This window comes from Algoriphagus sp. A40 (assembly GCF_002002735.1).
Classification (GTDB): Bacteria; Bacteroidota; Bacteroidia; order Cytophagales; family Cyclobacteriaceae; genus Algoriphagus.
In genome coordinates this window covers 53,218-78,916 of sequence record NZ_MUNY01000052.1, presented here as the reverse complement: position 1 = coordinate 78,916, position 25,699 = coordinate 53,218, and the positions used below count along the sequence as shown (strand labels likewise).

Annotated in this window: 28 protein-coding genes; 20 read left to right on the top strand and 8 right to left on the bottom strand. The window is 46.0% G+C overall.

Annotation, left to right across the window (positions count from 1 at the left end; all coding sequences use genetic code 11):
* Positions 1-26: 26 nt before the first annotated feature.
* Positions 27-638: a ribosome biogenesis GTP-binding protein YihA/YsxC gene (gene yihA / locus B0E43_RS30845; RefSeq protein ID WP_077349935.1), complete on the bottom strand. Its 612-nt coding sequence runs from the start codon at positions 636-638 to the stop codon at positions 27-29.
* A 123-nt stretch (positions 639-761) separates the two neighbouring features.
* On the opposite strand from yihA, the gene ubiE reads away from it, so the two are divergent.
* The 12 genes from ubiE (at position 762) to B0E43_RS30795 (ending at position 10,417) form a co-directional block, all read left to right on the top strand.
* Entirely contained in the window at positions 762-1,484 is a 723-nt protein-coding gene (gene ubiE / locus B0E43_RS30840; RefSeq protein WP_077349933.1) for a bifunctional demethylmenaquinone methyltransferase/2-methoxy-6-polyprenyl-1,4-benzoquinol methylase UbiE, read from the top strand.
* A complete protein-coding gene (locus B0E43_RS30835) occupies positions 1,433-2,233 on the top strand; it encodes a porin family protein (protein ID WP_077349931.1) in 801 nt (266 codons plus the stop codon). Before ubiE ends, B0E43_RS30835 begins: the two co-directional genes overlap by 52 nt.
* A gap of 168 nt (positions 2,234-2,401) precedes the next feature.
* Positions 2,402-2,614 (top strand): hypothetical protein, encoded by a 213-nt coding sequence (locus tag B0E43_RS30830; RefSeq protein WP_077349926.1) that lies wholly within the window; start codon positions 2,402-2,404, stop codon positions 2,612-2,614.
* Positions 2,611-4,023, top strand: coding sequence for a sodium:solute symporter family protein (locus B0E43_RS30825; protein ID WP_077349924.1), 1,413 nt, complete (start codon positions 2,611-2,613; stop codon positions 4,021-4,023). Before B0E43_RS30830 ends, B0E43_RS30825 begins: the two co-directional genes overlap by 4 nt.
* Positions 4,013-5,392 (top strand): glycoside hydrolase family 88 protein, encoded by a 1,380-nt coding sequence (locus tag B0E43_RS30820; RefSeq protein ID WP_077349922.1) that lies wholly within the window; start codon positions 4,013-4,015, stop codon positions 5,390-5,392. The genes B0E43_RS30825 and B0E43_RS30820 overlap by 11 nt, the downstream gene beginning before the upstream one ends.
* Positions 5,389-6,831 (top strand): NADH:flavin oxidoreductase, encoded by a 1,443-nt coding sequence (locus B0E43_RS30815; RefSeq protein WP_077349920.1) that lies wholly within the window; start codon positions 5,389-5,391, stop codon positions 6,829-6,831. The genes B0E43_RS30820 and B0E43_RS30815 overlap by 4 nt, the downstream gene beginning before the upstream one ends.
* Positions 6,828-7,598: a 3-ketoacyl-ACP reductase gene (locus B0E43_RS30810; RefSeq protein ID WP_077349918.1), complete on the top strand. Its 771-nt coding sequence runs from the start codon at positions 6,828-6,830 to the stop codon at positions 7,596-7,598. Before B0E43_RS30815 ends, B0E43_RS30810 begins: the two co-directional genes overlap by 4 nt.
* Before the next feature lie 59 nt (positions 7,599-7,657).
* The gene (locus B0E43_RS30805) at positions 7,658-7,861 is read left to right on the top strand and encodes a hypothetical protein (protein WP_077349916.1); all 204 of its coding nucleotides are present in this window, start codon (positions 7,658-7,660) and stop codon (positions 7,859-7,861) included.
* Positions 7,858-8,154 carry a PIN domain-containing protein gene (locus tag B0E43_RS31390; protein WP_077349914.1) on the top strand — a complete coding sequence of 99 codons (297 nt, stop codon included), beginning with the start codon at positions 7,858-7,860 and terminating at the stop codon, positions 8,152-8,154. Before B0E43_RS30805 ends, B0E43_RS31390 begins: the two co-directional genes overlap by 4 nt.
* Positions 8,135-8,305: a PIN domain-containing protein gene (locus B0E43_RS31385; RefSeq protein WP_077349912.1), complete on the top strand. Its 171-nt coding sequence runs from the start codon at positions 8,135-8,137 to the stop codon at positions 8,303-8,305. Before B0E43_RS31390 ends, B0E43_RS31385 begins: the two co-directional genes overlap by 20 nt.
* 22 nt (positions 8,306-8,327) lie before the next feature.
* Positions 8,328-9,632, top strand: a complete 1,305-nt coding sequence (locus B0E43_RS30800; RefSeq protein WP_077349909.1) for an NCS2 family permease — start codon at positions 8,328-8,330, stop codon at positions 9,630-9,632.
* On the top strand, positions 9,623-10,417 hold the full coding sequence (locus tag B0E43_RS30795; RefSeq protein WP_077349907.1) for a 5'-methylthioadenosine/adenosylhomocysteine nucleosidase: 795 nt from the start codon (positions 9,623-9,625) through the stop codon (positions 10,415-10,417). Before B0E43_RS30800 ends, B0E43_RS30795 begins: the two co-directional genes overlap by 10 nt.
* 56 nt (positions 10,418-10,473) lie before the next feature.
* Here B0E43_RS30795 and B0E43_RS30790 read toward each other — a convergent pair whose 3' ends face one another.
* The gene (locus B0E43_RS30790) at positions 10,474-11,616 is read right to left on the bottom strand and encodes an acyl-CoA dehydrogenase family protein (RefSeq protein ID WP_077349905.1); all 1,143 of its coding nucleotides are present in this window, start codon (positions 11,614-11,616) and stop codon (positions 10,474-10,476) included.
* 230 nt (positions 11,617-11,846) lie between these two features.
* Between B0E43_RS30790 and B0E43_RS30785 the strand changes: the two genes are divergently transcribed.
* Positions 11,847-13,784, top strand: coding sequence for a sensor histidine kinase (locus B0E43_RS30785; protein WP_077349903.1), 1,938 nt, complete (start codon positions 11,847-11,849; stop codon positions 13,782-13,784).
* A gap of 121 nt (positions 13,785-13,905) precedes the next feature.
* Entirely contained in the window at positions 13,906-14,205 is a 300-nt protein-coding gene (locus tag B0E43_RS30780; protein WP_077349901.1) for a hypothetical protein, read from the top strand.
* Here the strand turns inward: B0E43_RS30780 and B0E43_RS30775 are convergent.
* The 6 genes from B0E43_RS30775 to B0E43_RS30750 all read right to left on the bottom strand — a co-directional run bounded on the left by B0E43_RS30775 (position 14,202) and on the right by B0E43_RS30750 (position 20,516).
* Positions 14,202-15,257, bottom strand: a complete 1,056-nt coding sequence (locus B0E43_RS30775; protein WP_077349899.1) for a dipeptidase — start codon at positions 15,255-15,257, stop codon at positions 14,202-14,204. The genes B0E43_RS30780 and B0E43_RS30775 overlap by 4 nt on opposite strands.
* A 112-nt stretch (positions 15,258-15,369) precedes the next feature.
* Positions 15,370-16,680, bottom strand: coding sequence for a DEAD/DEAH box helicase (locus B0E43_RS30770; RefSeq protein WP_077349897.1), 1,311 nt, complete (start codon positions 16,678-16,680; stop codon positions 15,370-15,372).
* Positions 16,681-16,794: 114 nt separating this feature from the next.
* Positions 16,795-17,655: a glycoside hydrolase family 16 protein gene (locus B0E43_RS30765; protein ID WP_254423418.1), complete on the bottom strand. Its 861-nt coding sequence runs from the start codon at positions 17,653-17,655 to the stop codon at positions 16,795-16,797.
* A gap of 45 nt (positions 17,656-17,700) precedes the next feature.
* Positions 17,701-19,818 carry a PQQ-binding-like beta-propeller repeat protein gene (locus tag B0E43_RS30760; RefSeq protein WP_077350079.1) on the bottom strand — a complete coding sequence of 706 codons (2,118 nt, stop codon included), beginning with the start codon at positions 19,816-19,818 and terminating at the stop codon, positions 17,701-17,703.
* A 120-nt stretch (positions 19,819-19,938) separates the two neighbouring features.
* Positions 19,939-20,313, bottom strand: coding sequence for a PIN domain-containing protein (locus tag B0E43_RS30755; protein WP_077349893.1), 375 nt, complete (start codon positions 20,311-20,313; stop codon positions 19,939-19,941).
* Complete coding sequence (locus B0E43_RS30750; protein WP_077349891.1) at positions 20,310-20,516, bottom strand: DUF2191 domain-containing protein; 207 nt, start codon at positions 20,514-20,516, stop codon at positions 20,310-20,312. Before B0E43_RS30750 ends, B0E43_RS30755 begins: the two co-directional genes overlap by 4 nt.
* A 142-nt stretch (positions 20,517-20,658) precedes the next feature.
* On the opposite strand from B0E43_RS30750, the gene B0E43_RS30745 reads away from it, so the two are divergent.
* The 6 genes from B0E43_RS30745 (at position 20,659) to B0E43_RS30720 (ending at position 25,698) form a co-directional block, all read left to right on the top strand.
* Positions 20,659-21,324: a heme exporter protein CcmB gene (locus tag B0E43_RS30745; RefSeq protein WP_077349889.1), complete on the top strand. Its 666-nt coding sequence runs from the start codon at positions 20,659-20,661 to the stop codon at positions 21,322-21,324.
* Positions 21,325-21,527: 203 nt separating this feature from the next.
* Positions 21,528-22,289, top strand: coding sequence for an SDR family NAD(P)-dependent oxidoreductase (locus B0E43_RS30740; RefSeq protein ID WP_077349887.1), 762 nt, complete (start codon positions 21,528-21,530; stop codon positions 22,287-22,289).
* Positions 22,289-23,038 carry a M15 family metallopeptidase gene (locus B0E43_RS30735; RefSeq protein ID WP_077349885.1) on the top strand — a complete coding sequence of 250 codons (750 nt, stop codon included), beginning with the start codon at positions 22,289-22,291 and terminating at the stop codon, positions 23,036-23,038. The genes B0E43_RS30740 and B0E43_RS30735 overlap by 1 nt, the downstream gene beginning before the upstream one ends.
* A 172-nt stretch (positions 23,039-23,210) precedes the next feature.
* Entirely contained in the window at positions 23,211-23,954 is a 744-nt protein-coding gene (locus B0E43_RS30730) for a ThuA domain-containing protein (RefSeq protein ID WP_077349883.1), read from the top strand.
* Positions 23,955-24,027: 73 nt separating this feature from the next.
* Complete coding sequence (locus B0E43_RS30725; protein ID WP_077349881.1) at positions 24,028-24,609, top strand: NifU family protein; 582 nt, start codon at positions 24,028-24,030, stop codon at positions 24,607-24,609.
* 12 nt (positions 24,610-24,621) lie between these two features.
* Positions 24,622-25,698, top strand: a complete 1,077-nt coding sequence (locus tag B0E43_RS30720) for a DUF3810 domain-containing protein (RefSeq protein WP_077349879.1) — start codon at positions 24,622-24,624, stop codon at positions 25,696-25,698.
* The last annotated feature ends 1 nt before the right edge of the window (position 25,699 follow it).

Below are 25,699 nucleotides of genomic sequence, written 5' to 3'. Positions count from 1 at the left end.
TCAGGCTGCAAATATAGAACTATCAATCAATTTGTCCGCTCTGATTCATATTCCGAAACGAGTTGGGAGATAAACTTCAAGACCTCGTCTTTCCCGCCACCTTTTTCTGCAGAAGTGACAAAATAATCCGGGATGTCTCCAAAAATGTCTTCCATTTTATTGAGGAAAGCTTTCACGTTCTTATCTGTTTGCGATTTGGATTGCTTGTCGGCTTTGGTAAAAGCGACTACAAAAGGCACATTTTCCTCCCCGCACCAATTTAAAAACTCCAAATCAATCGTCTGAGGCTCAAGACGTGTGTCGATCAACACAAAAACACCGCAGAGATTTGATCGAGTCGTGAGGTAAGTACTGATCATTTTCTCCCACTTTTCCTTTCGGTCTTTGCTGACTTTGGCAAATCCATAGCCTGGCAAATCGACCAAATACCATCTGTCGTCGATCATGAAGTGATTGACCAACTGAGTTTTTCCTGGCTTTTGGGAGGTTTTTGCGAGTTCTTTGACGCCGGTCAGCATATTGATCAAAGAGCTTTTGCCCACGTTGGATCGGCCGATAAAGGCGATTTCGGCGCGGTCAGGTTTGGGACATTTCTCAGGGTTGGTATTGCTGACAACAAATTCTGCTTTTCGGATCATGACTTTCTCAATTGGCTGCAAAAATACGCTTTTATTTTAGAAGGGCTCGGACGCCTTAAAAGGCAACATTTTTCGATTCCTCGGGTTTCTGTAGTAATATTGCCCCACCAAAGAAGATTCGTGATGTCCGTAGTCCCCTACAAAGATAAGCAAGACCCCAAGAAGGCACAGGTCGCTGAGATGTTTAACAACATCAGTGCGAAGTATGATCTACTCAACCACGTGCTAAGTATGGGGATCGATATTATCTGGAGAAAAAAGGCAATCAAATTTCTCAAAAATGATAAGCCAAAGCTGATTTTGGACATAGCCACCGGTACGGGAGATTTTGCGATTGAGGCACTTGCATTGAATCCCGATAAGATAATCGGGGTGGACATTTCTGAAGGGATGCTTTCCGAAGGAAAAAAGAAAATGATCAAGCGTGGCCTTCAGGACAAGATCGAATTGCAACTGGGAGATTCTGAAGGACTGCTTTTTGAGGATAATAAGTTTGATGCGGTCATCGTTTCATTTGGAGTCAGAAACTTCGAGAACCTAGAAAAAGGTCTCGCGGATATGTATCGGGTGCTAAAACCTGGAGGAAAGACGGTCATTTTGGAGTTCAGTAAGCCTAAAGCATTTCCAATGAAGCAGGCCTATTCGTTTTATTCCAACACCATTCTTCCCCAAGTAGGTAAAATTGTATCCAAAGACAATTCTGCTTATACTTATCTTCCCGAGTCGGTTCAAGCCTTTCCGGATGGGGAGGATTTTCTGGCAGTATTGAAAAAAGTCGGATTTCACAGCACTGTATGCAAACCACTCACTTTCGGAATCAGCTCTATCTACGTCGGACAAAAGTAGGATTCCTGATTCTGACATTTTTCGGGATTAGTTTTTCGGGATTTTCTCAGGGGCTCTTCGGATTGACCAGCACGGCAGGCTCGGATGATAAATTGCTTTCCTACGGTTTTTTCCTGGCAGGGCATACTTCCACCTACCAGATTAAATATTCAGAGGCCTTTTTCGATCCTACCAACACCGCCAACAATCAGGTTTATTCGATTTATCCCAAATATACTCCCGGCTTTGCGCTGGGATTTACCGGGATTTTGAGGCTGCACGATCAGGTGAATATACTTTTGACCCCGAAGATTGCATTCTATGAATACCGGGCGGACATCAATTATTACGTGCCATTGACAAGTAATGTACCGGGTACAGATAACTCAAGCGGCAATAATCTGGGCTATCGTACAGAAGAAGTAGTGACTGAAGCCACGATGGTGGAGATTCCGCTGCTATTCAAGTATCGCTCACAGCGCTTTAATAATACTCGGATGTATTTCATCGGCGGTGCGAGCTACCAATTCCGAACCAAAGGCCAGGACGAGGCTAACCTTGATCCTATCGTAACCACCGGGCAAGATTTTACGATTGAAGCAGGGATGGGATTTGAGATCTACTTCAAATATTTCAAGTTTGCCCCCGAAATCAGGTTCTCTCACGGCCTGAACAATATCTATTATGCAGAAAAAACTCCTGCAGAAATCCGCGATGTGATTTCATCTGTCAAGCGCAAAGGGATTACGATTTATCTGAATTTCCAGTAATCTGGAGAAGTTCCTTTTCCGAAATTGTTTCCGTAAATACCCTGCTCTTTCTCGGGATTTCCAATTCTATCTGTTTAGCAAAACAGAAGATTATTGCTACTTTAAGCCGGACTTGAAAAGGTTTTTTCAGGTTTTTCACAAACTGCCCATTTAACCCGCGCTTAATCAATGAAACCCAAAATCTGGAATAGTATTGTCCTTGCTGTCCTCGTACTTTCGGTCGGCTCATTTCTTTTTCTTTTTCGAGAAAACAAAGTAGACCCGAGGCTCTTGGGCGTTCCTTTTGTCTTTTGGACAGGTTTGCTGGTGACTGTTTTGCTGGTGGGATTGACATTTTTGGCCTCCCGATTTTTTCCGCATGAAGAATCCAAAAAATCATGACGGGCTGGCTGATTTTCTTTTTCACGCTCTTTTTGGCCTCGCTTGGCTACGCATCCTATAGATCTTACAATAAAAACCGAAGCTCGGATGAGTTTATGCTTGCCGGGTCCAACATCGGTTCGATCCTTGGATTTCTGACATTTTCGGCTGCGTTATTTAGTGCATTTACCTTTATGGGAATGCCCGATTTTTTCAGAGTCCATGGAGTAGGTGCCTGGGTCTTTTTGGCCTTTTCGGATGCCTTGATGGTTTTTCTGTTGATTTGGTTTGGCTTTGCGCTTCGCAAAAAAGCTGCTCAGGTCGGTTACAAAGGTGTGGCTGGCTTTGTTCAGAGCTGCTTCAATAACCGCTGGGCAGGATATTTGGTTTTTATAAGTTCCTTCCTATTCCTGATTCCCTATGTAGCTATTCAAATTCGCGGGATTTCAATATTTCTCAATGCAGCTTTCCCTGATTTGATTCCGGATTGGGGTTGGTCATCGCTGTTGGTCATCCTGATGCTGGTATACTCAGAAATTGGCGGCCTGAAGGCCATCATGTACAGCGATGCGATACAAGGAGTGATCATGCTTGCTGTGATTTGGATTATTGGTTTGACTTGCCTAGAAATGGCTGGTGGACTGGAAGCAGGCTTGGCCAAAGTGGAGGAAACCAATGCAGCTTTGCTGTCACTTCCCGGCCCGAAAGGACTTTTTTCAAGCCCATTTCTGATCGCATCAGCCATTGCCATAGTCTTGATTCCGGTGTCTCAGCCTCAGTTTACTACGCGATTGGTTGTGATGAAAAACCTGAAATCCGTCCATAAAATGGCCTATGCTGTAGGTATATTTGCGATTTTGGTGATTCTACCCACGGCTTTTATTGGCTTGTATGGAGCGGTAAAATACCCGGATAGCTCGACTGCTGATTTTATATCGGCAGCCTTGCTTTTTGATCAGGCGAATCCAATTGCTGCTTTGGCTGTGGTCGGGCTTTTTGCAGCCTGTCTTTCGACCACCAATGCTCAAATCTTCGCTTTAGGCACTGAGTTGAGATCACTATTGTCCGGTTCTGACAAGAAAAATATGAGGATTACCCAATTGGCAATCTTGGTTTTTTCGCTGATCGTTTTGGTGTTTTCTACCTACATGAGCGATGAATTGGTGCTTTTGGCAAGAGTGAGTTTTGCCGGGACCTCGATGATTGCTCCGGTGGTGTTGGGAGCAGTGATATTCAAAAATCCTCCCAAATCCCTGCTTGTTGTTTCAGCACTTGCTTTAGGCTATTTCGTGTTGTCATTGCTTAAGTTGGTGCCTGCCGGATTTGCCGGCTTGGAGACCGATGCGGCGATGTATTGTATTCTGATTCCGGTGACTGCGGTCTTGATGCTCGCTCACCATTTTACCCAAAAATCTACCCATGAAGCTTGATTCTGCTTTTTCAATTTCTGATTTAAAATCCCTATTAGAGCGATTCTGGAACCTTTCCGGGCAAAAAATCCGGATGATCGAAGCCTCCTTTGACACTCAAAAAGGCGCTCCTGTATTCACTGAAAAAGGAAAATATGTGACCCGGGGCTGGACCGAATGGACCCAGGGCTTCCAGTTTGGCTCGGCCATTCTCCAGTTTGATGCGACTGGCGAAAGAGAATTTCTGGATATCGGACGGCAAAACACAGTCCAAAAAATGGCTCCCCATCTGACCCATATCGGCGTACACGATCATGGATTCAACAATGTGAGCACTTATGGCAACCTCCTCCGCCTGATCAATGAAGGCAAAATTGAGGGTTCGGACTGGGAAAAAGAATTCTATAAACTGGCGCTGAAGGTCACCGGTGCGGTACAGGCCACCCGCTGGACCTCGATACCAGGCGGGGGATTTATTTACTCCTTCAACGGGCCGCATTCACTCTTTGTGGATACGATCCGCAGCTGCCGGGCTTTGGTCGTTTCGCATCAGCTTGGGCATGTGCTTCAGGTCGAAAATGACAAACGGATTTCCTTGATCCAGCGAGCCATTCAGCACATTCTGAGTACCGTTCGCTTTTCGATTTTTTATGGAAAAGGTCGGGACAGTTACGACGAATCCGGACGAACTGCGCACGAGATCATCTTCAATACCAACGACGGAGCCTATCGCTGCCCCAATTCCCAACAGGGATATACCGGCTTCAGTACTTGGACAAGGGGACTTGCTTGGGCAATTTGCGGATTGGGAGAAACCCTTGAGATTCTGGATCAAATTCCCGAATCAGATTATTCTGAAATCATTTCAAAACAGGATCTGATTGCTGAACTTTTGCAGGCAGCGATTGCCACTTCTGAATTTTATCTGGAGCATACACCCACTGACGGGATTCCCTATTGGGATACCGGGGCGCCAAACCTACATAAGCTTGGGGATTATCTTAGCCGACCGGCTGATCCCTTCAATGAATTTGAACCTGTCGACAGTTCGGCAGCCTGCATCGCAGCGCAGGGGATGATCCGAATTGGGAATTGGCTGAAAGCAAGTGATCCCGAACGTGGGGAGAAGTATAAAAATGCTGGAATTCAGCTCGCAGGAGCGCTATTCTCTGAGCCTTACCTCTCTACTGGAGAAAGTCATCAGGGTCTGATTTTGCACTCGATTTACCACCAGCCCAACGGTTGGGATTATAAACCCGAAGCTGGAAAAGTTGCCCATGGTGAATCCAGCATGTGGGGAGATTATCACGCCCGCGAGCTGGCAGTTTTGGTTCAGCGGATGCTGAGAAACGAGCCATACTATTCATTTCTAAACTGTGTGCCGAAATGAGCGGAAAGTATAAGCCTCTATTTCCAAGAATCGCGCAGTTAAAAACCGCCGAGCTTTTTGCACAGCATCTGGCTAAGGAAGGCATTGTCATGGAATTTGATTCAGATTTGAAATCCGGCCCCGATTCACCTTTTGCCAAAAGCCATATCCTACGGTCCGGGCAGAAAATCGGAAATGCGATGTGCATCTTGCCCATGGAAGGCTGGGATGGAACTGAAGACGGCAGACCGACAGAATTTACAAAGCGACGTTGGAAGCATTTTGGGCTCAGCGGAGCAAAACTCCTTTGGGGTTGTGAAGCAGTGGCTGTGAGACCGGAAGGACGGGCTAATCCCAATCAGTTAATGCTCAATGAGCAGACTTTTCCCGATTTTGTCGACCTTTTTGAGCTTGTGAAAACTACCCATCAGGAGCACTTCGGAGACACCTCGGATCTGCTCGTTGGCTTGCAGTTGACCCACTCAGGACGCTTTTGCAAGCCTAATGACAAGAAGCGGATGGAGCCTAAAATTCTTTATCCGCATCCGGTATTGAATCAGAAGTTTGGCTTGGGTGAGGACTACCCGCTGATGACCGATTCGGAGATAGATTCGATTATCGTAGACTATGTGAAAGCGGCTGTACTTGCCCAAAAAGCCGGGTTTCATTTTGTGGATATCAAACATTGCCACGGGTATCTGGGGCATGAATTCCTGAGTGCTTATGACCGGGAAGGGAAATACGGAGGGAGTTTTGAAAACCGGACCCGCTTTCTCCGGAATATTGTATCTGGAATCCGAACTGCGGCTCCAGGTTTGGAGATCGGGGTCAGGATGAGCATTTTTGACTGGGTTCCTTTTCAAAAAGGGCCTGAAGAAACAGGAATTCCTGCTCAATCCGAACCGTACAACTATGCCTTCGGAGGAGAAAAGAGCGGAACAAAAGCTGATTTGAATGAAACTTTCATGTTCCTTCAGGATTTTGAAAAACTGGAAATCGAGCTCTTCTGCACCACAGCTGGCAGCCCCTATTACAATCCCCACATTCAACGACCGGCGCTTTTCCCACCTTCGGATGGGTACTTGCCACCGGAAGATCCGCTTTGCGGAGTTGCGCGACAGATCCAGGCTACGGCCGAAATCAAGAAAGCTTTTCCCGGGCTATATGTGGTAGGCTCGGCCTATTCCTACCTTCAAGAGTGGCTTCCAAATGTTGGACAAAACGTTTTGAAAACTGGAAAAGCCGACTCAATCGGATTTGGAAGGATGGTGCTCAGTTATCCCGATATGCCGGCGGATATTGTTTCGGGAAATGGGCTGAAGCGTGCCAAAATCTGCCGCACCTTTTCCGACTGCACCACGGCACCAAGAAACGGGATGATTTCTGGTTGCTTTCCACTCGATCCTTTTTACAAGGAAATGCCGGAATACGATCAGCTTAAAGTTTTGAAAGGAGAATGAGAAACGTCGCTTTGATCACTGGTGGAACCCGAGGAATCGGATTGGGCATAGCCAAAAAACTGGCACAGGAAGGAATCGATCTTGCCCTGAACGGCGTGAGAGCCGAGTCAGAGGTCAGCGGTGTTTTGGAAGAGCTTCTCAAAAGCGGTGTCCGAGTCGAATATTTTCCCGGAAATATTGCTCAAAAAGCTGATCGAGAGAGTATCCTGAACGGAGTGAAAGCGAAATTCGGGACAATCAATTTCCTAATCAATAATGCCGGCGTCGCTCCCAGAATTCGGGCGGATGTCTTGGAAGTGGTTGAGGAAGACTTTGATCACCTGATGGACATCAATTTGAAGGGGACTTTTTTTCTTAGTCAGGCTTTTGCAAGGTGGATGACGGAAATCCGGAAATCAGATGCAGATATTCCGCTTTCGATTGTTTCCATCACTTCCGTATCGGCGGTTTTGGCCTCGACCAACCGCGCTGCCTACTGCATGGCCAAAGCCGGGCTATCGATGATGTCCAAGGTTTTGGCGGTTCGCCTGGCGGAATTCAACATTCCGGTCTATGAAATCCAGCCAGGAGTTATTGAGACGGACATGACCGAGAAAGTGAAGTCCGTCTATCAGGAGCGGATCGAAAAAGGCTTAACTCTTGAGCCAAGAATGGGGCAGCCCGAGGATATTGGCAAAGTGGTGGCGGCATTGCTCCGCGGGGATTTGCCTTATGCCACCGGCCAGATTCTGGTTTTGGATGGAGGAATGATGGTGGGGAGGTTGTGAGGAACTTTATTTCCAGACAGACGATTAACAGAAAACCAATATTCTTTTTACATTGAGTTATGCAAATAGAACGTACTGAAAAAGAAATCATTATCAGAGTTTCCTCAAAGACTGATCTCAGTGGCTTGCAGAGAATTCTTGATTTTATCAGGGTGAAAGAGATCGGTTCAGAAAGTACTGTTTCGGAAAAGGAAATTGAGAATTTGGCAAAGGAATCCAAATCCACTTGGTGGAAGGAAAACAAATCCCGATTCATTAAGTGAATATTGTCGTAGATACTAATATTATTTTTAGCGCAATCCTTAACCCGAACGGAAAAATCAGTGATTTGCTACTTGACCCCGCTGACCATTTTACCTTTTTCGCCCCAGATTTTTTGTTAACTGAATTAGATAGACATCATCAGAAATTGATTTCCATCTCTAAATTTTCTGAAGAGGATATTTCTTTTTTAAAAAAGCTGGTCATCTCCAAATTGGTTTTGGTTGACCTGGAAACAATAGATCAAGATACCTGGAGAAAAGCCATAGAATTGGTTGGTAGAGCAGATCGATGAGTTTGATGCCCCGTTTGTCGCATTAAGCCTAAAAATGAACACTTATCTCTGGACAGGGGACAAAAAATTGAAAAATGGTCTCCTGCTTTTGGGTTTTGATCAGGTGATCGATACAAATCTTCTTTTAAAATTCAGAGATGCTTTAGAATAGTCAGCTTAATTACAAAAGCTAAATGAAACCTAAAACTCCTTCCATCAAAACCGAAATCCTCGCCGGAATTTCCACATTCCTAGCCTGCTTCTACATTATCATCGTCAATCCTGCGATTCTTGCTGAGGCAGGAATGCCATTTTCAGCCGTGCTGACCGCCACTGTTTTGGTGTCTGCTTTTGGTAGCCTGATGATGGGGATTTATGCTAAAAACCCTATCGTCGTTGCTCCCGGCATGGGAATCAACGCCTTTTTTACTTACACTGCAGTCAAAGGATTCGGGCTGAGTTTTGAGGAAGCCTTGGGCGCGGTCTTTTGGTCAGGAGTGATTTTCCTGATTCTTTCCGTTTTCAAAACGCGCGAAAAGATCATTCAGGCCATTCCATCGGCGATCCGACATGCAGTTTCAGCGGGGATAGGCTTATTTATTTGCTTTATCGGCTTTCAAAATGCCCATTTTATCGTTGACAATCCGGCGACACTGGTTGGTATGGCCTTGTTCAAAGATCCGGTGACTTTGACGTTTTTGGCAGGTTTGCTTTTCACCGGTGGCTTGCTAATCCGAAAGGTCTCTGGGGCGATTATTTTCGGGATCCTTTTCACCACGGCTTTGGCTTGGCCGATCGGGAGATTTTGGGGAGATGCTTCGGGAGTAAATTTTGGAGTTTCTACCTTGGTCAACTACACCGGGTTTTTTGCCTGGCCGGATTTCAGTCTGGTGGGCAAAGCTGATATTTTAGGTTCACTACGCTATGCCTATCTGCCAGTGGTTTTCGTCTTTACTTTCACTATTTTATTTGACGGCATTTCCACTTTTGTAGGATTGGCAGAGGCTTCCGGCCTCAAAGATCCTGACGGAAGTCCGCAGAATATGCGCAAATCCCTGATGACCGATTCCGTGGCGACGCTTTTCGCGGGTTTGGTAGGCAGCAGTTCGGGAACAGCCTACATCGAATCGGCTGTTGGGATCGAGGAGGGTGGCCGAACCGGAGTTACAGCGATTACGGCCGGATTGCTTTTCTTGCCGTTTATGTTTTTCTCTCCGTTGCTTTCTGTGATTCCTTCCATTGCGAGTTCGATTGCCCTGGTTTTGGTGGGGTCGTTTATGGTCATTCCACTGACCAAAATCAATTGGTCCGATCTCGAAGAGTCCCTCCCTTCATTTCTCACCATTGTCTTGATTCCTTTCACCTACAGTCTGTCTGTCGGGATTTCCTTTGGCTTTATCAGCTGGACTGTTTTGAAGTTGATTACAGGAAAAACTGCTGAAATCAACCCTATCCTGGCCATCATCAGTGTACTTTCGCTCTTCTTTTTATGGCTGTGAAAAAGTGGCTTTTCCTTTTTTTGTGCTTTTTTTCTCTGAACCTCCAAGCTCAGAGAATTGCGATTATGGGAGCTTTGGATCAGGAAATTGCCATTTTGTTGGATTCCATGAAGACTTCCAAAAAAGTAAATCACGGAGGAATTGACTTCTACACCGGCAAACTGAAAGGCAAGAAAGTGGTCATCCTGAAAGCCGGTGTGGGCAAAGTCAATGCAGCCTATAGCACGGCGATATTGGTGGAAAACTTTGATCCTGAAACGTTGATTTTCACCGGAGTCGCAGGAGGTCTTCATCCGGAGGCATTGCCAGGGGATATTGTGATCGGGGAAAAGCTGGTTCAGTTTGACTTTGGACAGGTGAATTCCACGGGTTTTACAGTGTCTCCATTCCGTAAACTCACCGGTGGTCGACATGAGGATTTGTACATTCAAGCTGACGCAGATTTATTGGAGAAAAGTACAACAGTCGCCAATCGCATCGAATTGGTCCCGATTTCCGGAAGGAAGCCGAAGGTCTTTTCCGGTGTGATTGCCACCGGGGATATTTTTGTCAGCAGCGACGAAAAGGCCAGATGGCTTTACGAAGAGTTTGATGCTTTGGCTACTGAAATGGAAGGTGCGGCGATAGCTCATATTTGCAGGACGCTGGAGATTCCTTTTGTCATCATCCGCAGCTGCAGCGACAATGCAAACAATCACGCAAGGGTGAATTTCAACCAGTTCGTGGGTCCTGCATCGGTCAATTCTGCGAGATTGGTTTTGGGGATTTTGGAGGAAATTCAGTGATCAGTTTGCAGTCCCAGTCTTCAGTATTGCAGCAGCCTACTGGGACTGAACACTGATCACTTCAATACTTCCCTGGCAATCACCATTTTCTGAATTTCTGAAGTTCCCTCACCGATGGTGCAAAGTTTGGAATCCCGATAGAATTTTTCCACAGGATAATCTTTGGTAAATCCATACCCACCAAAAATTTGCACTGCTTCATTGGAAAGTGAAACTGCAGCTTCTGAGGCAAAATACTTGGCTTGAGCACTGGCAAGTGTGACATTTTGGCCCCTGTTTTTCAGGTCGGCTGCTTTGAAAGTCAGCAATTTTGCCGCCTCCAATTTCGTGGCCATATCTGCCAGTTTGAACGAAATTCCCTGAAAACTGGAAATCGGCTTGTTGAATTGATGGCGTTCTTTCGAATATTGGATGGCGGCTTCCAGGGCTCCTTCGGCAATCCCGAGAGATAGTGCTGCAATGGAAATTCTCCCTCCATCCAGGATTTTCATGGACTGGATGAATCCTTCCCCGACTTTTCCCAAAACCTGACTTTTATGAACCTTGCAATCCTCAAAAATCATCTCCGCAGTCTCTGAGGCGCGCATCCCAAGTTTGTCTTCTTTTCTGCCACCTTTGAACCCAGGCGTTCCTCTTTCGATAATGAAGGCGGTCATTCCATGCGAATCGCCGACTTCTCCAGTTCGGGCAATGACCACAGCCACATCACCTGAAATGCCATGCGTGATGAAATTTTTTGCTCCGTTTAGGACAAAGAAATCTCCCTCTTCGGTTGCCACTGTACGCATATTTCCGGCATCCGAACCTGTATTCGGTTCGGTCAGACCCCAGGCGCCGAGCCATTCGCAAGTAGCGAGTTTTGGCAAATACTTGCGCTTTTGATCCTCATTGCCAAACTTCAGGATATGGCCGGAGCAAAGGGAATTGTGCGCAGCCATCGATAGGCCAACGGAGGGATCGACTTTGGAAAGCTCTAGAATTGCGGTGACATATTCGTCGTAGCCAAAGCCCGAACCTCCGTACTCTGTTGGGATCAGAACACCCATCAGGCCGAGTTCTCCCAATTTTTTGAAGACTTTCATTGGGAAAAAGGACCGATCATCCCATTCTTTGCGAAAGGGAGTGATCTCTTTGGCCCCAAAACTCCGGACCATTTCAGCGATCATTTGCTGATTTTCAGTGAGGTTAAAATCAAACATCAGTTAATCTTGGGTTTATATAGCTATTCTAACCCCAAGATTTAAAATAGGTTTTGCTTCTCCAAATCCAGCATTCCGAATAAATGGCAGATTCTAATTCAAAAAAATTCAGAAAATTTTGGAAATGAATTGATTCCATTCTTTTTTAGAGCAGGTAGTCCCAAAAATTCCATAAATCCTTACTTTCAGGGCCGAAGCCATATTTTAAACTTATTTTCAGATTTTCATCAATGTCAAAAAGAAGTGTATTCCTGCTGATCGTGTTGGCTCTTTTAGGGCAAAAGTCTTTTTCCCAGAGTCCCAAATACATCATTGACAGTCTGAAAGTTCAACTCAAATCCTCCCAAACCGATGCAGAAAGAGTTGGTTTATACTCTGAATTGACCTGGTTTTGGACTATGGTAAACTTGGATTCGGCCTTGCATTATGGAACTGCATCGCTTGAATTGACCGAAAAGCTGGGTGATCAGAAAGCAATCGGACAAGCTTACAGTGACTTGTCCAACGTGTACAACCAAAAGGGGCAATTTGCAGAGGCAAAAGCTGGCTACAAAAAATCCCTTGAAATACGCACTCAAATCGCTGATTCGGCCGGAATGGCAGGTTCCAAAAGTAACCTGGCCTCAGTGCATCAGCGACTTTTTCAAACGGACTCGGCCATGATGTACTATATGGAGGCATTGGCTTATTTCGAAAGCATTGGCCATGAACACAATATCAACTTTATCAAAAATAACCTCGGTGTCCTTCACGAGGACATGCGCAACTATCCAAAAGCACTGGAAATCTACGCCGAAGTGGCGGAGTATCGTGAAAAAAACCAGATGATTCCCGAGTTGGCTATGCTGTACAACAACATGGGCAACATTTACAAAAGCACCAAAGAATACGATAAATCAGAAGAATACCTCAAACGAGCGATGGAAAACGGCTTCAAGGCTGGAGACTCGCTAGTGCTTTCGGTTACATACCTCAACCTGGCGGCACTTTACAATGCCGCAGATCGGCCGGATGATGCCATCGAGGCAGCCACTGAAGGAATTAAAATCGCCTCAAAAGTCAATTCCTACTACGATCAGGCGATGATGGAGTACGCTTTGGCCAATTCGTATTCGAAGAAAAGAGAATACCTCAAAGCCAAAAACCTATATCAAAAAGCGATCAAAACCCTGACTGAATTGGAAGCAAAGGAGGAAATAGCTTCGATGCAGTTGCGCTTGGTGCCTGTCTTTGCGGCACTCAATATGCCGGACAGTGCCCAGTATTTCACCGATTTATATATCGATTATCAAAATTCCCTGACGGAGGAACAAGTGGCGCAATTGACCAGCGAGCTCCAGACCAAATATGAAACAGAGAAAAAGGACCGGGAAATCGTGGAGCAACAGCTCTCCATCCGAAACAAAAATATCCAGTTGTATGGCTCCTTATTTTTGGCATTGGCACTGGGAATCGTCGGTTATCTCCTTTACAATCAACAAAAACTCAAAAATCGTCAGCTTCAGCAAGAGGGTGATCTGAAGGCAGCTTTGGCACAAATCGAAACCCAAAATAAGCTCCAGGAGCAGCGGATGCTCATCTCCCGGGATCTTCACGACAACATCGGAGCCCAGCTGACCTTTATCATTTCCGCCATAGAAAATCTGAAATACTTTGAGCCGATCAAGGACCAGCTCACCCAACGCTACGACACGATTGCCAATTTTACCAAACAAACAATTACCGAACTTCGGGATACCATTTGGGCGATGAACAGCGGTTCAGTTTCCTGGGACCAGCTATCCTCCCGGATCCGGGATTATGTGCAAAAGGCGGGGCTTTCGGCTTCCCAGATTACATTTGACTACGAAATCAATGACAGTATCAGTCCAGATGCGGTGCTGCCATCGGCGATGAGTATTCAAATACTCCGAGTGGTACAGGAAGCGGTTCAAAATGCGATTAAATACTCCGAAGCTGATCGGATAGAAATCAAAATTGACTCCACGGGCAAGGAAAATCTGGTCAATATCCATGACAACGGAAAGGGCTTTGAGGAAAATGAGATCATTCCAGGAAACGGACTCTACAACATGAGGAAACGAGCTGAGGAAATTGGGGGAAGCCTTGAGATTCACTCTGAGTTGGGATTGGGAACCTCTGTTTTGTTGATTTGGCCGGTAAGCTAGAAAAGTCACAATCAAACTTTCAGGTATTGGTGGGACAATCTTTTGGATGAAAAAGTAGGCCTTTTGCCGTATTTTTTTTGAATTGGAGCGGGGTTAGTTTTGGAACATTTAGAGACTGACTATGCTGGTATCAAATTTTGAAAATGGGGCATTTTGGATACTGGCCATTTTGGTAATTGGGTGCTTGGCTTTGCTGCACTATTTGCTATTCAGGGAATATGTCGAACAGAAAAAAAACCAAATCCAACGGTATAAAGACTTTGAAAAACTGATAAATCTTGAAATCAACCGGTCTCAATCACTTTCTCACGCTATCTATCAACATCAAGATATCAGGGAAAAAACGGATGAAAAACTTGAGGTCATCAAGCTACAGGTGGAAGGGATGAAATTGAGAGAGGAAAAAGGTAAAATAGATTAGTCTTTTAGCACGGTTTGGAGCAACTTCCCTGCGTTTCCACCCGCTATTTTTTCTACTTCTGAGCTTGAAAGTCCTTTTGCCGCAAGGGCTTCCAGCCATTTTTCCACACCATAATAATCGTTGATCACCGGCTGAAAATTCGCATCCATGTCCGTGCCGATACCAACGTGATCGACTCCGACGGCATCGATTAATCGGAGAGTGTTTTCCACAAAATCATCGAAATCTTTGGAAAATCCAGACGGCCAGGCCCCGATCAGGCCTCCGGTTTCAGCGATCAACTTGGCATGATCCCGGCTCATAGCTCGTGCAGCAATCGGTCGATTGGGCTCATCTGCCAGGATGCTGTGCGAAAGCAAAAGTGGTGCTCCTGAGACTTCGGCCACTCCCTTCACGGTATCAAATGAAGCATGGGCCAAATCGATGACCATCCCAAGTTCGGTCAAGCGCTTCACGATGGACTTGCCATGGGTCGAAAGCCCTCCATTCACCGGATCGGCGGTTTGGAGGTCGCCGATATTGTTGGGGACATAGTGCACCAGTTGGACTGATCGGACGCCTTGCTCATATACTTCGTTGATCCGATCAATGTCCTCCTCGACAAAATCCGCCCCTTCGCATGAAAGAAACAGGTTAACCTTTTTCGGGTTTTTCAGATCTCCGGAAGTTTTTCCAATTTGGGCATTTTGGCCTTTTGCCAATTCCTTCAAAATTCCAAGCTGATTTTTGTAAGATTCCCAGGCGACTCCTTTTTCCAGTTTACTGTCGACGACTACGCCTTTGTCCGTGATTTTGAGCAAACTGATGTCAGAAACGATGCTCAGAAACACTCCTATAACCCCAGATTGATTCATTTCGGTAACTGCTTTGGAGAAGGCTTCATCTCCGGGATAGGTTGGACCTCCCTTGGCAAAAAATCTCCCGGTATGGCAGTGTAAGTCAAAAATCGCAGGTTTATTTTCCGGAAAATTGGAAAAGCCAAATCCCAAATCCGGCAGCAGAGTTGCCCCTGCAAATGCCCCAACGTATTTCAAAAACTGATTTCGATCCATAGTCTTCAAAGTACAACTTTTTCTCAGGAAAGACTTTTTTGCCTATCGCAATCGAACTCCAAATCAGTCCTTTTGGATTTGGAAAAAAGTAAGTATCCAATTTCAGGAATTCTCAGATGACGGTAACCCGCACCTTCTTTTCCTTCAACTTCATGTTGTTGACTTTGGGTAAAAGCTTTTCCAAAGTGGAGGTTTTCACACCTACGAAAGCACAATCCGTCTTCAGTTCGATCACGCCCAGGTCTTCTTTGGTGAGATTTCCTTGCTTGAAAAATAGGCCGGCGACGTCGCCTTTGGAGATTTTGTCTTTGCGCCCACCGGAAACAAACAGGGTGGACCACTCCGAAGGACCGGGAAGGGGAGATTTGGTCAGTTTTTCAATTGGTAAATTTCCAATAAAATCAGGTAGCGGGTCCCTTTCATAATGCAGGACATAGGCTGTTCCGTCGCTGTTCATCCGGGCAGTCCGGCCGTTTCGATGGATGAATTCCTCGCTCCGGAGTGGGAGATGGTAATGAATGATAAACTTGATCTCAGGTACATCGATCCCTCTTGCGGCAAGGTCAGTGGCTAAAAGGATTTGGTGAGTTCCATTTCGGAATTTGATCAGGGATCTTTCCCGGTCCGTTTGCTCCATTCCTCCGGAAAAAGTCCCGTGCGAAATTCCATTTTCCTCCAAGCAATCGCTCACTCGCTGAATGGAATCCTTGAAATTGCAAAAGATGATCCCATTCTGACCGCCCAAATGCGCAATCAAATCCAGGAGCGTTTCCAGTTTGTCTTTGGTCGGGGAAAGGACCTTTTTGATCTCAAGGTGGGAGATTTTTTCCTCCAAATAGTCAACTGTGACGGGGGATTTCAACCCGACAAATCTGGGGATCTCCACACCCAACGTAGCCGAAGTCAAGATCATTTTCTTCACTTTGGGGAGTAGGTAGAGGATATCTTTCATCTCATTTTCGAATCCGATTTCCAGCGATTTGTCAAATTCATCCAGAACCAAAGTTTTGATAAAAGCAGTGTCAAAAGCTTCTCTTCGCAAGTGATCAGCCACTCTCCCGGGTGTCCCAACCAAGACGGCAGGACGATGTTTGATTTCGATCCGATCCTTGGAGCCAGCCCGACCACCATACACAGCATTGACTTTGTAGCCTGTACCCATTCCCCGCATCACCTGCTCAATCTGAATCGCCAATTCCCGGGAAGGTACGATGATCACGAGCTGGATTTCTTCACAAGTGGCATCAAGATTTTGAATCAGTGGCAGAAGAAAAGCGAGGGTTTTTCCAGTGCCAGTGGGTGATAGCAAGATGACCTCATTCGAAGATTCAATGGCCTGCTTGGCAGCGAGCTGCATGGGGTTGAGTTGCTCGATTCCTAGTTTGGTTAGGATTTCTGCCTGGCTTTTTTGTGGGGTGGACATGTGGCAAAGGTAGGTTTTTGAAAATCGATCGGTGTTTAAAATTTAGCATTGGTTATTCGAAATTTTAAAACCTCAATTATGAACGCCGATTAAAGAATGTCGAATAGTGAAGATTCAAAACGGTCGATATTCCATCCAGTCGACTTCCAGTTCAAAGCGTTTGATTGGTTTTTCCAGCGAATTCGGATTGGTCTCTACCGACCAGTTGTCGGTATGCCAGAAGTTCATCCGGTATTTGGAGGGATGCTGAGGAATTCCTCTTTCTCCCTGATAATCCCAAAGCACCACCGTGTCAGCTGTGGTCGGATGAAGCATCCACCAGCGGATCTGATCCGGGTGCCAGTCGAACCCATAGATGTGAAATTGGGCCGAAGCATCAAAGCCTTCAATGGGCTCCAGCTTTTTCGGTAAATTATCGTCATCGGTGAGTTCAATCCTTTTCTTCAGATGATCTTCACGCTCCTCGGTGGTGTAGATGATGCCTTTTGCCACATTGATTGTCCGCCCGACTCGGCGAAGTTTCCCGGATTCACCCGTCCAAGTTCCCATGTAGATTACCTCAGGATCAGCGGGAAGCCATTCGAAATCTATTTCGCTCAGTCCTTTTTCGGCGTCATTGTGATAGGTGAAGTAGCCAACCACAGCTCCAAGATTGGGATGAGATTCACGTGGATCGGGGACTTTGAGCCGAGTGGAGTAGGTGCCAAAATGAGTGAATTTCTTTGAAATGATCTCCGGTCCTTTTCCCGGACCAGCTTCGTCTTTGGGATTGAGTTTGAATGAAAGGATTTTTGTGTCCTCTGCTTCACCTGATTTTTTTCCGGATTTCCATTTGAACCCAGCCTTTTTCCCGGTGGATCCATAGCGGAAAAAATCAGGATATCTGCCGGAAAATTCCTCCCGAAAAGCCTCATGAAACTCATTTTGTGATGATTCGGAAGGAAGCATGCCAACCGTGAGCAGCGTTAAAATCATCAGTATTCTCATCCCGCTAAAGCTACAGAAAAGCCCATCACCTTCTCAATCGGGCAAGGCAAAAGCAACATAAGCATCCCCGCTTTTTGTTCCTTTTCCACCTCCGCAGGCAATGACGAGAAACTGTTTGCCGTTTTTCTCATAGACAGCTGGAGTGGCATGTCCGGCTGCAGGAAGCTGGGCTTCCCAGAGGAGTTTGCCGGTTTCTTTGTCAACAGCCCGGATCTTTTCGTCTTTGGTGGCGGCGATGAAAAGTACTCCTCCCGCAGTTGCTACAGGGCCTCCGTAGTTTTCAATTCCTGTGTTTTCAAAGCCTTTAGCCGCAAGCGAATCAATCGAACCCAAGGGAATTTGCCACTTTTTCTTACCGGTATTCATATCGATAGCGGTCAGCAAGCCCCAAGGCGGATTTGATCCGTAAATTCCCTCTTTGGTAGTCAGGCGTTTGTAGCCTTTCATGTAATAGCGGGGATAGAGTTTGGAGCTTTCGGCTTCCAGTTCCTGCTTGTCATCTGCGTCGGCTTTTCCCAACAGGTAATCGATCAAAACTCCCCGCTCCTCCTTGGAAATGTGACCAAATGCTGGCATAGCACCCCTTCCTTTTTGCAAAAGTAAATCCAGGGAATCTGGCGTGTATTTGTCTTTCAAACCGATCAATCCCGGAACTGTCGGGGGATTTCCTTTCCGTTCCAATCCGTGGCAATTGCCGCAATAGTTGGTGTAAACGGACTGGCCGACATTTCCGAAGCTGGCATTTGGGGTCATCTCAATGATCCAGGGAATCTGGTTGGCATTGATGTACATCGTTTGGTTAGTTGGGTCAAAAGACGCGCCGCCCCATTCTCCGCCTCCATCCATTCCTGGGAAAAGCACGATGGGTTTTTCTGGATGTGGAGGCGCCCAGGTGTCGCCGATGATTGCATTGCTGAGTTGAGATTTGATATCTGCTTCCCATTCCGGTTTGAGGTTGAGGATGTCTTTTTCTTCAAAAACCATATTCATAAACGGTTCCGGCAGAGTCGGCATAGGCTGAGTCTGTGAAGTTTTTTCCCCAGGCAAAGTGGATTGGGTCACAGGTGTTTCTAGGATTGGCCATACGGGTTCGCCCGTCTCCCGGTCAAATACATAAGTCATGCCCTGTTTGGAAATCTGAGCCACCGCGTCGATCCATTTGCCGTCTTTTTGGATGCGGACCAGATTGGGATTTGCTGGGAAATCCCGGTCCCAAACGTCATGGTGCACTGCCTGAAAATGCCAGATTCGCTTGCCAGTGCGGGCATCCAATGCCAAAAGTGAATTGGCGTAAAGGTTATTCCCGTGTCGGTATCCACCCCAGAAGTCGTAAGTAGCTGATCCTGTCGGAACGAAAACGATGCCCCTGTCCTGATCCACCGTCATGCCAGCCCAATTGTTGGCTGCTCCGATTTGGCGGATGTAGTTTGGATCCCAGGTTTCATACCCTGGTTCACCTTCCTGGGGTATAGTGTGAAAAATCCATTCCCTTTTGGCTGTCTTGATGTTGTAGGCCCGCACATGTCCGGGGGCGGCATCCAATCCTTCGGAAAGCCGCATTCCCAGGATCAGTTTATCTTCAAAAACCACTCCCGGCGAATTGGAAACGATCAGGAAATCTTCGAGGTCGGTGTCCAGATCCTTTCGCAGGTCAATCTTACCTTGATCCCCAAAACTCAGAATAGGTTCTCCGGTCAGTGCATTAACGGCCAATAGCCAATTTCCTGCGGTGAAGAGAATCCGCTTGTCTGCTCCTTCCTCCCAATAGCTGACTCCACGGTTGGTGCCGGCCCAGGAATTTTCGCCACCCAAAACCTGAAAGGGATCGAAACGCCAGATTTCCTCACCCGTGGCCGCATCGAGCGCAAAGACATTCAATTTGGGATTGGTGCCATAGAGCAAACCATTGACTACGATGGGTTGGCATTGGATCTGACTGCGTTCGGTTGCGTCACCGGTGTGGTAAGTCCATGCGACTTCGAGTTGTGCAACGTTTTCTCTGGTGATTTGGGTCAAAGAAGAATAGCGAGAACCGTCCTCCGGGCCTCCATAGTGCGACCAATCGGTGTAGTCGATTTCGGGCGTCTTTTCGTTGCAGGAAAAATACAGGAGACAGATCGCGATTGCTAGGGCAGGAGCTTTGGAAGTCATTTTGGGGTGGTTTTGGTCTCCAGAAGATCGTTGATTTTTATTTTGCCACAAAGTCTCCTAGACTCCAAATCTATTTTAAGGATAAATCTCCTGTTCGGTGTTTAGAGCAAAAAAATGCTTTCAAAAATTTTGATAGGCCAAAAACATTCTGATTTTTTTATCGAGCGTCCAGATTTTTTTTCGGTTTTGGATTGCTGAGAAGATGATTATGGAGTCAATCAAACCGATTCCTTTGCTGACAAGCTGATTTTTTTGAGAAAAGACACCTGCTTCAAAGATCTGATCCGGTGCATCCAGTTTGGGGAGATTTTGGTAAAAAAGTTGGATTATATCCAGTTCCCGCTTGCCTTTAGCACCCTGCATGAGTTCCGCAAATATCACCTCAAGAGTATAAACCGACCCAGAATCCAAAAGCTGCTGGCAAGTTTCGAAATATTCCGTGTTTCCTTTGAAATATTCGATCCAGATTGATGTGTCAAAGATCACCTCATTCATGACTGGTTCTTGGATCGAAGCTCATCAGCTGTAAAGTAAAATTCAAGTGGTTCTGCTGCGATGCTCGCTGCAGCTCTTTTGATTTTCTCAATGGAAATGTAATGCACAAGTGCGGTTTTCAGCGCATCGGTCACCGTGGAAGTTTCCGAAAGTTCCATGGCTTCTTTGATCATTTCATCTGGTAATAATGCGGTTACCTTCATGAGTTCTATTTTTGTCAAAGATACGATGAGTGATCGTATACTGTTTGGATGTTGAGAGATTTTTTAGACCGATGTTCTTTTTAGAAAGTCCTCTCAGCCATTGTGTCTTTGTGGCCAATCTTTCCTTGCTTACCTTTAGGTCATGTGGAAGGAAATCTCGGTTTTGATCCGGAAGGAAATTACCCTGGAATGGCGCCAAAAGTATGCGCTCAACGGGATTTTGCTCTATGTAGTTTCTGCGGTTTTTATCACCTATCTAAGTGTAGGGGCTAAAATGGGAAGCCTTTCCGTTCCGACTTGGAATGCCCTTTACTGGATCATTATTCTGTTTTCGGCTGTGAATGCCGTGGCCAAAAGCTTTGTACAGGAGCATCAAGGAAGGCAATTGTATTACTACATGATTGCTTCGCCAGAATCGATCATCCTTTCCAAAATCCTCTACAACACCGGACTCACCTTGATTTTGGCCTTGTTGGGGTATTCGGTTTTTTCGGTGATTTTGGGGAATCCCGTACAAGATCAAGGCTTGTTTCTGCTCAATCTCGTCTTAGGATCGGTGGGCTTTTCGGCCAGTTTAACGATGGTCAGCGGCATTGCTTCCAAGGCTGGAAACAATGCCACACTGATGGCGATTTTGAGCTTTCCGGTGATCATGCCGATCTTGCTCATGGCCATCCGCATCTCCAAAAACGCATTGGACGGACTTGACTGGAGCGTAAGTGTGGACAAACTTTTGACCCTTTTGGCAATCAATGCCATCGTGGGCGTGACGGGATATATCTTGTTTCCGTATTTGTGGAGAAGCTAGTTTGGAAGGACGATGCTTCGACTTCGCTCAGCACAAGTTTTGGATTTACGAGGAAGAAAGGATTTTAAGCGCCATACTTTACCACTTTCCAACTTTCTAACTTTCTAACTTTTTTACATTTCTAACCTTCGATTCAGCTCAAAGTGAAAGTAATTTTCCAATTTTTCAATCTTGCAATTTTCCAATCCCTTTATATTTAAAGCATGAAAAACAAAATCGCCCTGATCACCGGAGCCACTTCCGGGATCGGAAAAGCAACTGCTCTGACGCTTGCCAAGATGGGTTTTGACATCATTGGAACCGGTAGAAGAGCTGACAGATTGGAAGAATTGGGCCGGGAATTATCAGCAGAAGTTCGGTTTCTGCCCTTGGTCTTCGATGTTCGAGATCGGGAAAAAGTCGGTAAAATCCTCGGTAATCTTCCTGCTGACTGGTCAGCAATCGATGTCCTGATCAATAATGCCGGAAATGCCCATGGCATGGACCCAATTCAAACCGGAAGCCTTGACGACTGGGATGCGATGATGGATATCAATGTGAAAGGCCTTCTTTATGTCTCTAAAGCAATTATCCCCGGAATGACTGAACGTAATTCTGGCATGATCATTAACATCGGCTCCATCGCCGGCAAAGAAGTCTACCCCAATGGAAATGTCTATTGCGGATCCAAGCATGCGGTCGATGCGATCACCAAAGGCATGCGAATTGACCTCAATCCGTTTGGGATCAAAGTGATTGCCATCCATCCCGGGATGGTGGACACGGAGTTTTCGCTGGTGCGATTCAAAGGCGATGAAGCCCGGGCGGAATCTGTTTACAAGGGTTTTGTTCCGCTTTATGCTCAGGACATCGCAGACATCGTGGAGTTTGTGGTGAATCGTCCTTCCCATGTGGTATTGGCGGATATCGTGGTGCTACCTACAGCACAGGCTTCAGCTACACTGGTTAAGAAAAATTTGTCCTGATGAAAAAATGGGTTGGGTTTATCGTTCTTCTGGGGGCAGCATGTGCCTCCCCGCAAAAAAGCGAGCAGGAATTGTTTACCGAGCAACAGCGGGAGATAGCGAGCTCCTCCCTGGAAAATAAAGATGATGCTGGACTTCCGGACTTGGAAAAAAACCTGATTGCCCAGGGTTTGGTTGACATCGAAACCCTGATCCCCGGAATTAAAGTCGAATTGAAATACTCAACAGAAGACAATTTTTTTGGTAAAGACGTCTATGGTGAGCATGTAAAATGCTACTTGCAACCCTTAGTTGCGGATATGCTCAAGAAAGCTCAGGAGAGTTTGCAAAAGGATTATCCCAATTTGACCTTTCTGATATATGATGGAGTACGGCCACTGAGTGTGCAGCAGATTCTCTGGGACAGCCTGGACAAGCCTGACAGCATTAAGCCATTGTATGTTTCAGATCCTAAAGTAGGCGGACTTCATAATTTTGGAGTTGCGGTGGATTTAACCATTTTCGATATCGAAGCGGATTCTGTTTTGGATATGGGAACCGGCTATGATTACTTTGGCTATCCGGCCTATCCGGATCGGGAAAAACAGATGCTTGCTGAAGGTGAAATCACTTTAACTCAGGTTGCCAACCGTGAAATCCTCAGAAAAGTGATGATCGGGGCAGGTTTTACAGGAATCGGTAGTGAATGGTGGCATTTCAACGCATTTTCACGGAAAGAAGCCGGAGAAAAGTTTGAACTTGTAAAATGAGTACCTAGTAGCATTACATTAGAAGCAAGTTCCTAGAAACAAGAGGCCAGAAGTTAGATTTTAGAAGTAAGACCGAAAGAATTTTCAATGATCAATTTCAATTCTCAATTTTCAAGGCATCAAGACACCCATTAACAAATAACCATTAACAATTAACTCTAACCCCTAGCCTATGAATCTCAAACCCACCATCCTCACCCTTGCGCTGATATTCAGCCTTGCCATGGGTACTTTCGCCCAACAGAGTGGTCAAATCCGTGCTTTGGTATTTTCCAAAACCGCCGGCTTCCGGCACCAGTCCATTCCAGATGGAGTTTTTGCCATAAAACAACTGGCCCAAAAGCATGTATTCAGCGTGTACACCACCGAAGATGCCAACCATTTCACTGATGAAAACCTGGCCAAATACGATGTCATCATCCTGATGAGTACGACGGGTACTATTTTCAACGACGCTCAGAAAGCTGCATTCCAGAAATATGTGCAAAGTGGCAAAGGCGTAGTCGGAATCCACTCCGCCACCGATACCGAATACGAATGGCCATGGTACAACCAAATGATCGGTGCCTATTTCCTCGCGCATCCAAGACAGCAGACTTTGCGGCTGGAGGTATTGGACAACACGCATCCGTCCACTTGGCATTTGCCAAAAAACTGGCTTTGGACAGATGAACTCTATGAATTCAGAAATGTCAATCCAAACATCAAAGTCCTGATCAATGCTGACGAAACCACTTACGAACCGGCTAAAGCGATGGGCGCCAACCACCCGATGGCTTGGTACCATGAGTTCGAAGGAGGCCGGGTTTTCTATACAGCTCTTGGCCACGTCGACGCGGTATGGCAAGATGCTGATTTCCTAAAGCACCTTTACGGAGGGATTTGGTACGCAGCCAAAGGGAAGTTGCCCAAGTAATTTGCTAAAAGAATGAGGCTTCGGAACTTCCGGAGCCTTTTTTGGTTTCTACCTTATTATAATACACAAGATCATGCTGAAAGCTCAAGCCAGACCCGTTCACCTCTACATGGAGGCTAATCCCAATCCTAATTCCCTGAAGTTTGTCGCCAATTTTATGTTGGCGGAGGATGGAGTTAGTTTTGACTACCCGAGTGCAGAAAGTGCCCAAAACAGTCAGCTTGCCAAGGAACTCTTCAATTTTGCAGCAGTACAGCGGGTTTTTATTGCTTCTAATTTTGTGACTGTCACCAAATCCGAGGAAGTAGAATGGCCGGAAATCCAGACCATCATCCGGGATCATATCAAGCAATACCTGGAATCAGGACAATTGGCGGTCACGGCGACTTTTGAAAAAGATCCGCTTTTTGATGAAAATGACTCTGAAATCGTCAAAAAAATAAAAGGTATTCTGGATGAATACATCCGGCCCGCGGTAGAGCAGGATGGTGGAGCAATTGTATTTCACTCATTTCATGACGGTATCGTCAAAGTACATCTGCAGGGATCTTGCTCAGGCTGTCCTTCCAGCACTGTGACATTAAAAGCCGGCATTCAAAACCTCCTAACCCGCATGCTTCCAGAGGTAAAAGAAGTTCAGGCGGAGGGGATTTAACCGTTCGTATTCATGACAAAAAGGGATTGGTCCTGGGCTTTATTGGGAATTTTGGCTCTGGTCATCCGATATTTTGCAATTCAGAATCCGGAGGCTACGGACGAGATTTATTCCCGGCTGTTTTTCCCAGGAATCAGAAATGTAATTGACTTGACGCTGGGAAATCTTCCATTTCCCAGCGTTTATCTTTTTATAGCCACGGTCATTTTTGTCCTGGTCCTGTTTGTTCGAAAGTTTAGAAAAAGGACTGGCTGGAGATCCCGGATATTTTACACAATTAAAGCATTGGCCAACGGAGTTGGAGCTCTGGTCTTTTTCTTTTTGGTTCTTTGGGGCTTCAATTACCAGCGAACCCCGATTTTTCAGCAGCTTTCTCTGAAGCCCAAGGCCCTCAATTTGGAGCAACTCAAGTCAGAGGTCGAAATCACCCGAAGACTGGCGGTGCAGTATCGCGGCAGGATCACCACTGACACGATTGCGATCGGTTCGATCATTGAATATCCGGATTTGGAGCGATTGGTGAGGGGAAACATGTATGAAAATCTTGAGATATTGGGATTGAACTTTACGGGAAAACCTAGGACCAAACAGTTTCCTCCACCGGGATTTATGCGGAAAATGGGCATTTTGGGCATTTATTTTCCTTTTACCGGAGAGAGCTACATCGACCCTACACTTCACCCCTTGGAGCAGCCTTTTACGGTCGCACATGAAATGGCACACAGCTACGGAGTGACCAATGAGGGGGAAGCCAATTTCATAGCATGGGTGATTTGTTCCAATTCTGAGGAACCCTTATTGAGGTATTCCGGGCATTTGCGATTGCTTCAATACCAAATGAGGGATTTTTACCGAATGGCTCCGGATGAATTCAAAGAATGGGTTCAGGGATTATCGATTGGAATAAGAAATGACCTGAATGCCATAAGGGAAGCAAGCGAGGCAATTCAGCCTTTTTCAATCGAACTGAGCCGAAAATCGAATGATTTATTTTTGAAAAGCCAGGGAGTGAAAGCCGGGGTCAATTCCTATCAGCAACTTCCGATGCTGGCCTTTGCCTGGAGAAAAAGGATGAATTCGGAGGATTAGG

Coding starts and splice junctions, on each gene's coding strand:
- yihA (WP_077349935.1), bottom strand. CDS start 638: ATGATCCGAAAAGCAGAATTTGTTGTCAGCAATACCAACCCTGAGAAA.
- ubiE (WP_077349933.1), top strand. CDS start 762: ATGTCCGTAGTCCCCTACAAAGATAAGCAAGACCCCAAGAAGGCACAG.
- B0E43_RS30835 (WP_077349931.1), top strand. CDS start 1,433: ATGCAAACCACTCACTTTCGGAATCAGCTCTATCTACGTCGGACAAAA.
- B0E43_RS30830 (WP_077349926.1), top strand. CDS start 2,402: ATGAAACCCAAAATCTGGAATAGTATTGTCCTTGCTGTCCTCGTACTT.
- B0E43_RS30825 (WP_077349924.1), top strand. CDS start 2,611: ATGACGGGCTGGCTGATTTTCTTTTTCACGCTCTTTTTGGCCTCGCTT.
- B0E43_RS30820 (WP_077349922.1), top strand. CDS start 4,013: ATGAAGCTTGATTCTGCTTTTTCAATTTCTGATTTAAAATCCCTATTA.
- B0E43_RS30815 (WP_077349920.1), top strand. CDS start 5,389: ATGAGCGGAAAGTATAAGCCTCTATTTCCAAGAATCGCGCAGTTAAAA.
- B0E43_RS30810 (WP_077349918.1), top strand. CDS start 6,828: ATGAGAAACGTCGCTTTGATCACTGGTGGAACCCGAGGAATCGGATTG.
- B0E43_RS30805 (WP_077349916.1), top strand. CDS start 7,658: ATGCAAATAGAACGTACTGAAAAAGAAATCATTATCAGAGTTTCCTCA.
- B0E43_RS30800 (WP_077349909.1), top strand. CDS start 8,328: ATGAAACCTAAAACTCCTTCCATCAAAACCGAAATCCTCGCCGGAATT.
- B0E43_RS30795 (WP_077349907.1), top strand. CDS start 9,623: ATGGCTGTGAAAAAGTGGCTTTTCCTTTTTTTGTGCTTTTTTTCTCTG.
- B0E43_RS30790 (WP_077349905.1), bottom strand. CDS start 11,616: ATGTTTGATTTTAACCTCACTGAAAATCAGCAAATGATCGCTGAAATG.
- B0E43_RS30785 (WP_077349903.1), top strand. CDS start 11,847: ATGTCAAAAAGAAGTGTATTCCTGCTGATCGTGTTGGCTCTTTTAGGG.
- B0E43_RS30780 (WP_077349901.1), top strand. CDS start 13,906: ATGCTGGTATCAAATTTTGAAAATGGGGCATTTTGGATACTGGCCATT.
- B0E43_RS30775 (WP_077349899.1), bottom strand. CDS start 15,257: ATGGATCGAAATCAGTTTTTGAAATACGTTGGGGCATTTGCAGGGGCA.
- B0E43_RS30770 (WP_077349897.1), bottom strand. CDS start 16,680: ATGTCCACCCCACAAAAAAGCCAGGCAGAAATCCTAACCAAACTAGGA.
- B0E43_RS30765 (WP_254423418.1), bottom strand. CDS start 17,655: ATGATTTTAACGCTGCTCACGGTTGGCATGCTTCCTTCCGAATCATCA.
- B0E43_RS30760 (WP_077350079.1), bottom strand. CDS start 19,818: ATGACTTCCAAAGCTCCTGCCCTAGCAATCGCGATCTGTCTCCTGTAT.
- B0E43_RS30755 (WP_077349893.1), bottom strand. CDS start 20,313: ATGAATGAGGTGATCTTTGACACATCAATCTGGATCGAATATTTCAAA.
- B0E43_RS30750 (WP_077349891.1), bottom strand. CDS start 20,516: ATGAAGGTAACCGCATTATTACCAGATGAAATGATCAAAGAAGCCATG.
- B0E43_RS30745 (WP_077349889.1), top strand. CDS start 20,659: ATGTGGAAGGAAATCTCGGTTTTGATCCGGAAGGAAATTACCCTGGAA.
- B0E43_RS30740 (WP_077349887.1), top strand. CDS start 21,528: ATGAAAAACAAAATCGCCCTGATCACCGGAGCCACTTCCGGGATCGGA.
- B0E43_RS30735 (WP_077349885.1), top strand. CDS start 22,289: ATGAAAAAATGGGTTGGGTTTATCGTTCTTCTGGGGGCAGCATGTGCC.
- B0E43_RS30730 (WP_077349883.1), top strand. CDS start 23,211: ATGAATCTCAAACCCACCATCCTCACCCTTGCGCTGATATTCAGCCTT.
- B0E43_RS30725 (WP_077349881.1), top strand. CDS start 24,028: ATGCTGAAAGCTCAAGCCAGACCCGTTCACCTCTACATGGAGGCTAAT.
- B0E43_RS30720 (WP_077349879.1), top strand. CDS start 24,622: ATGACAAAAAGGGATTGGTCCTGGGCTTTATTGGGAATTTTGGCTCTG.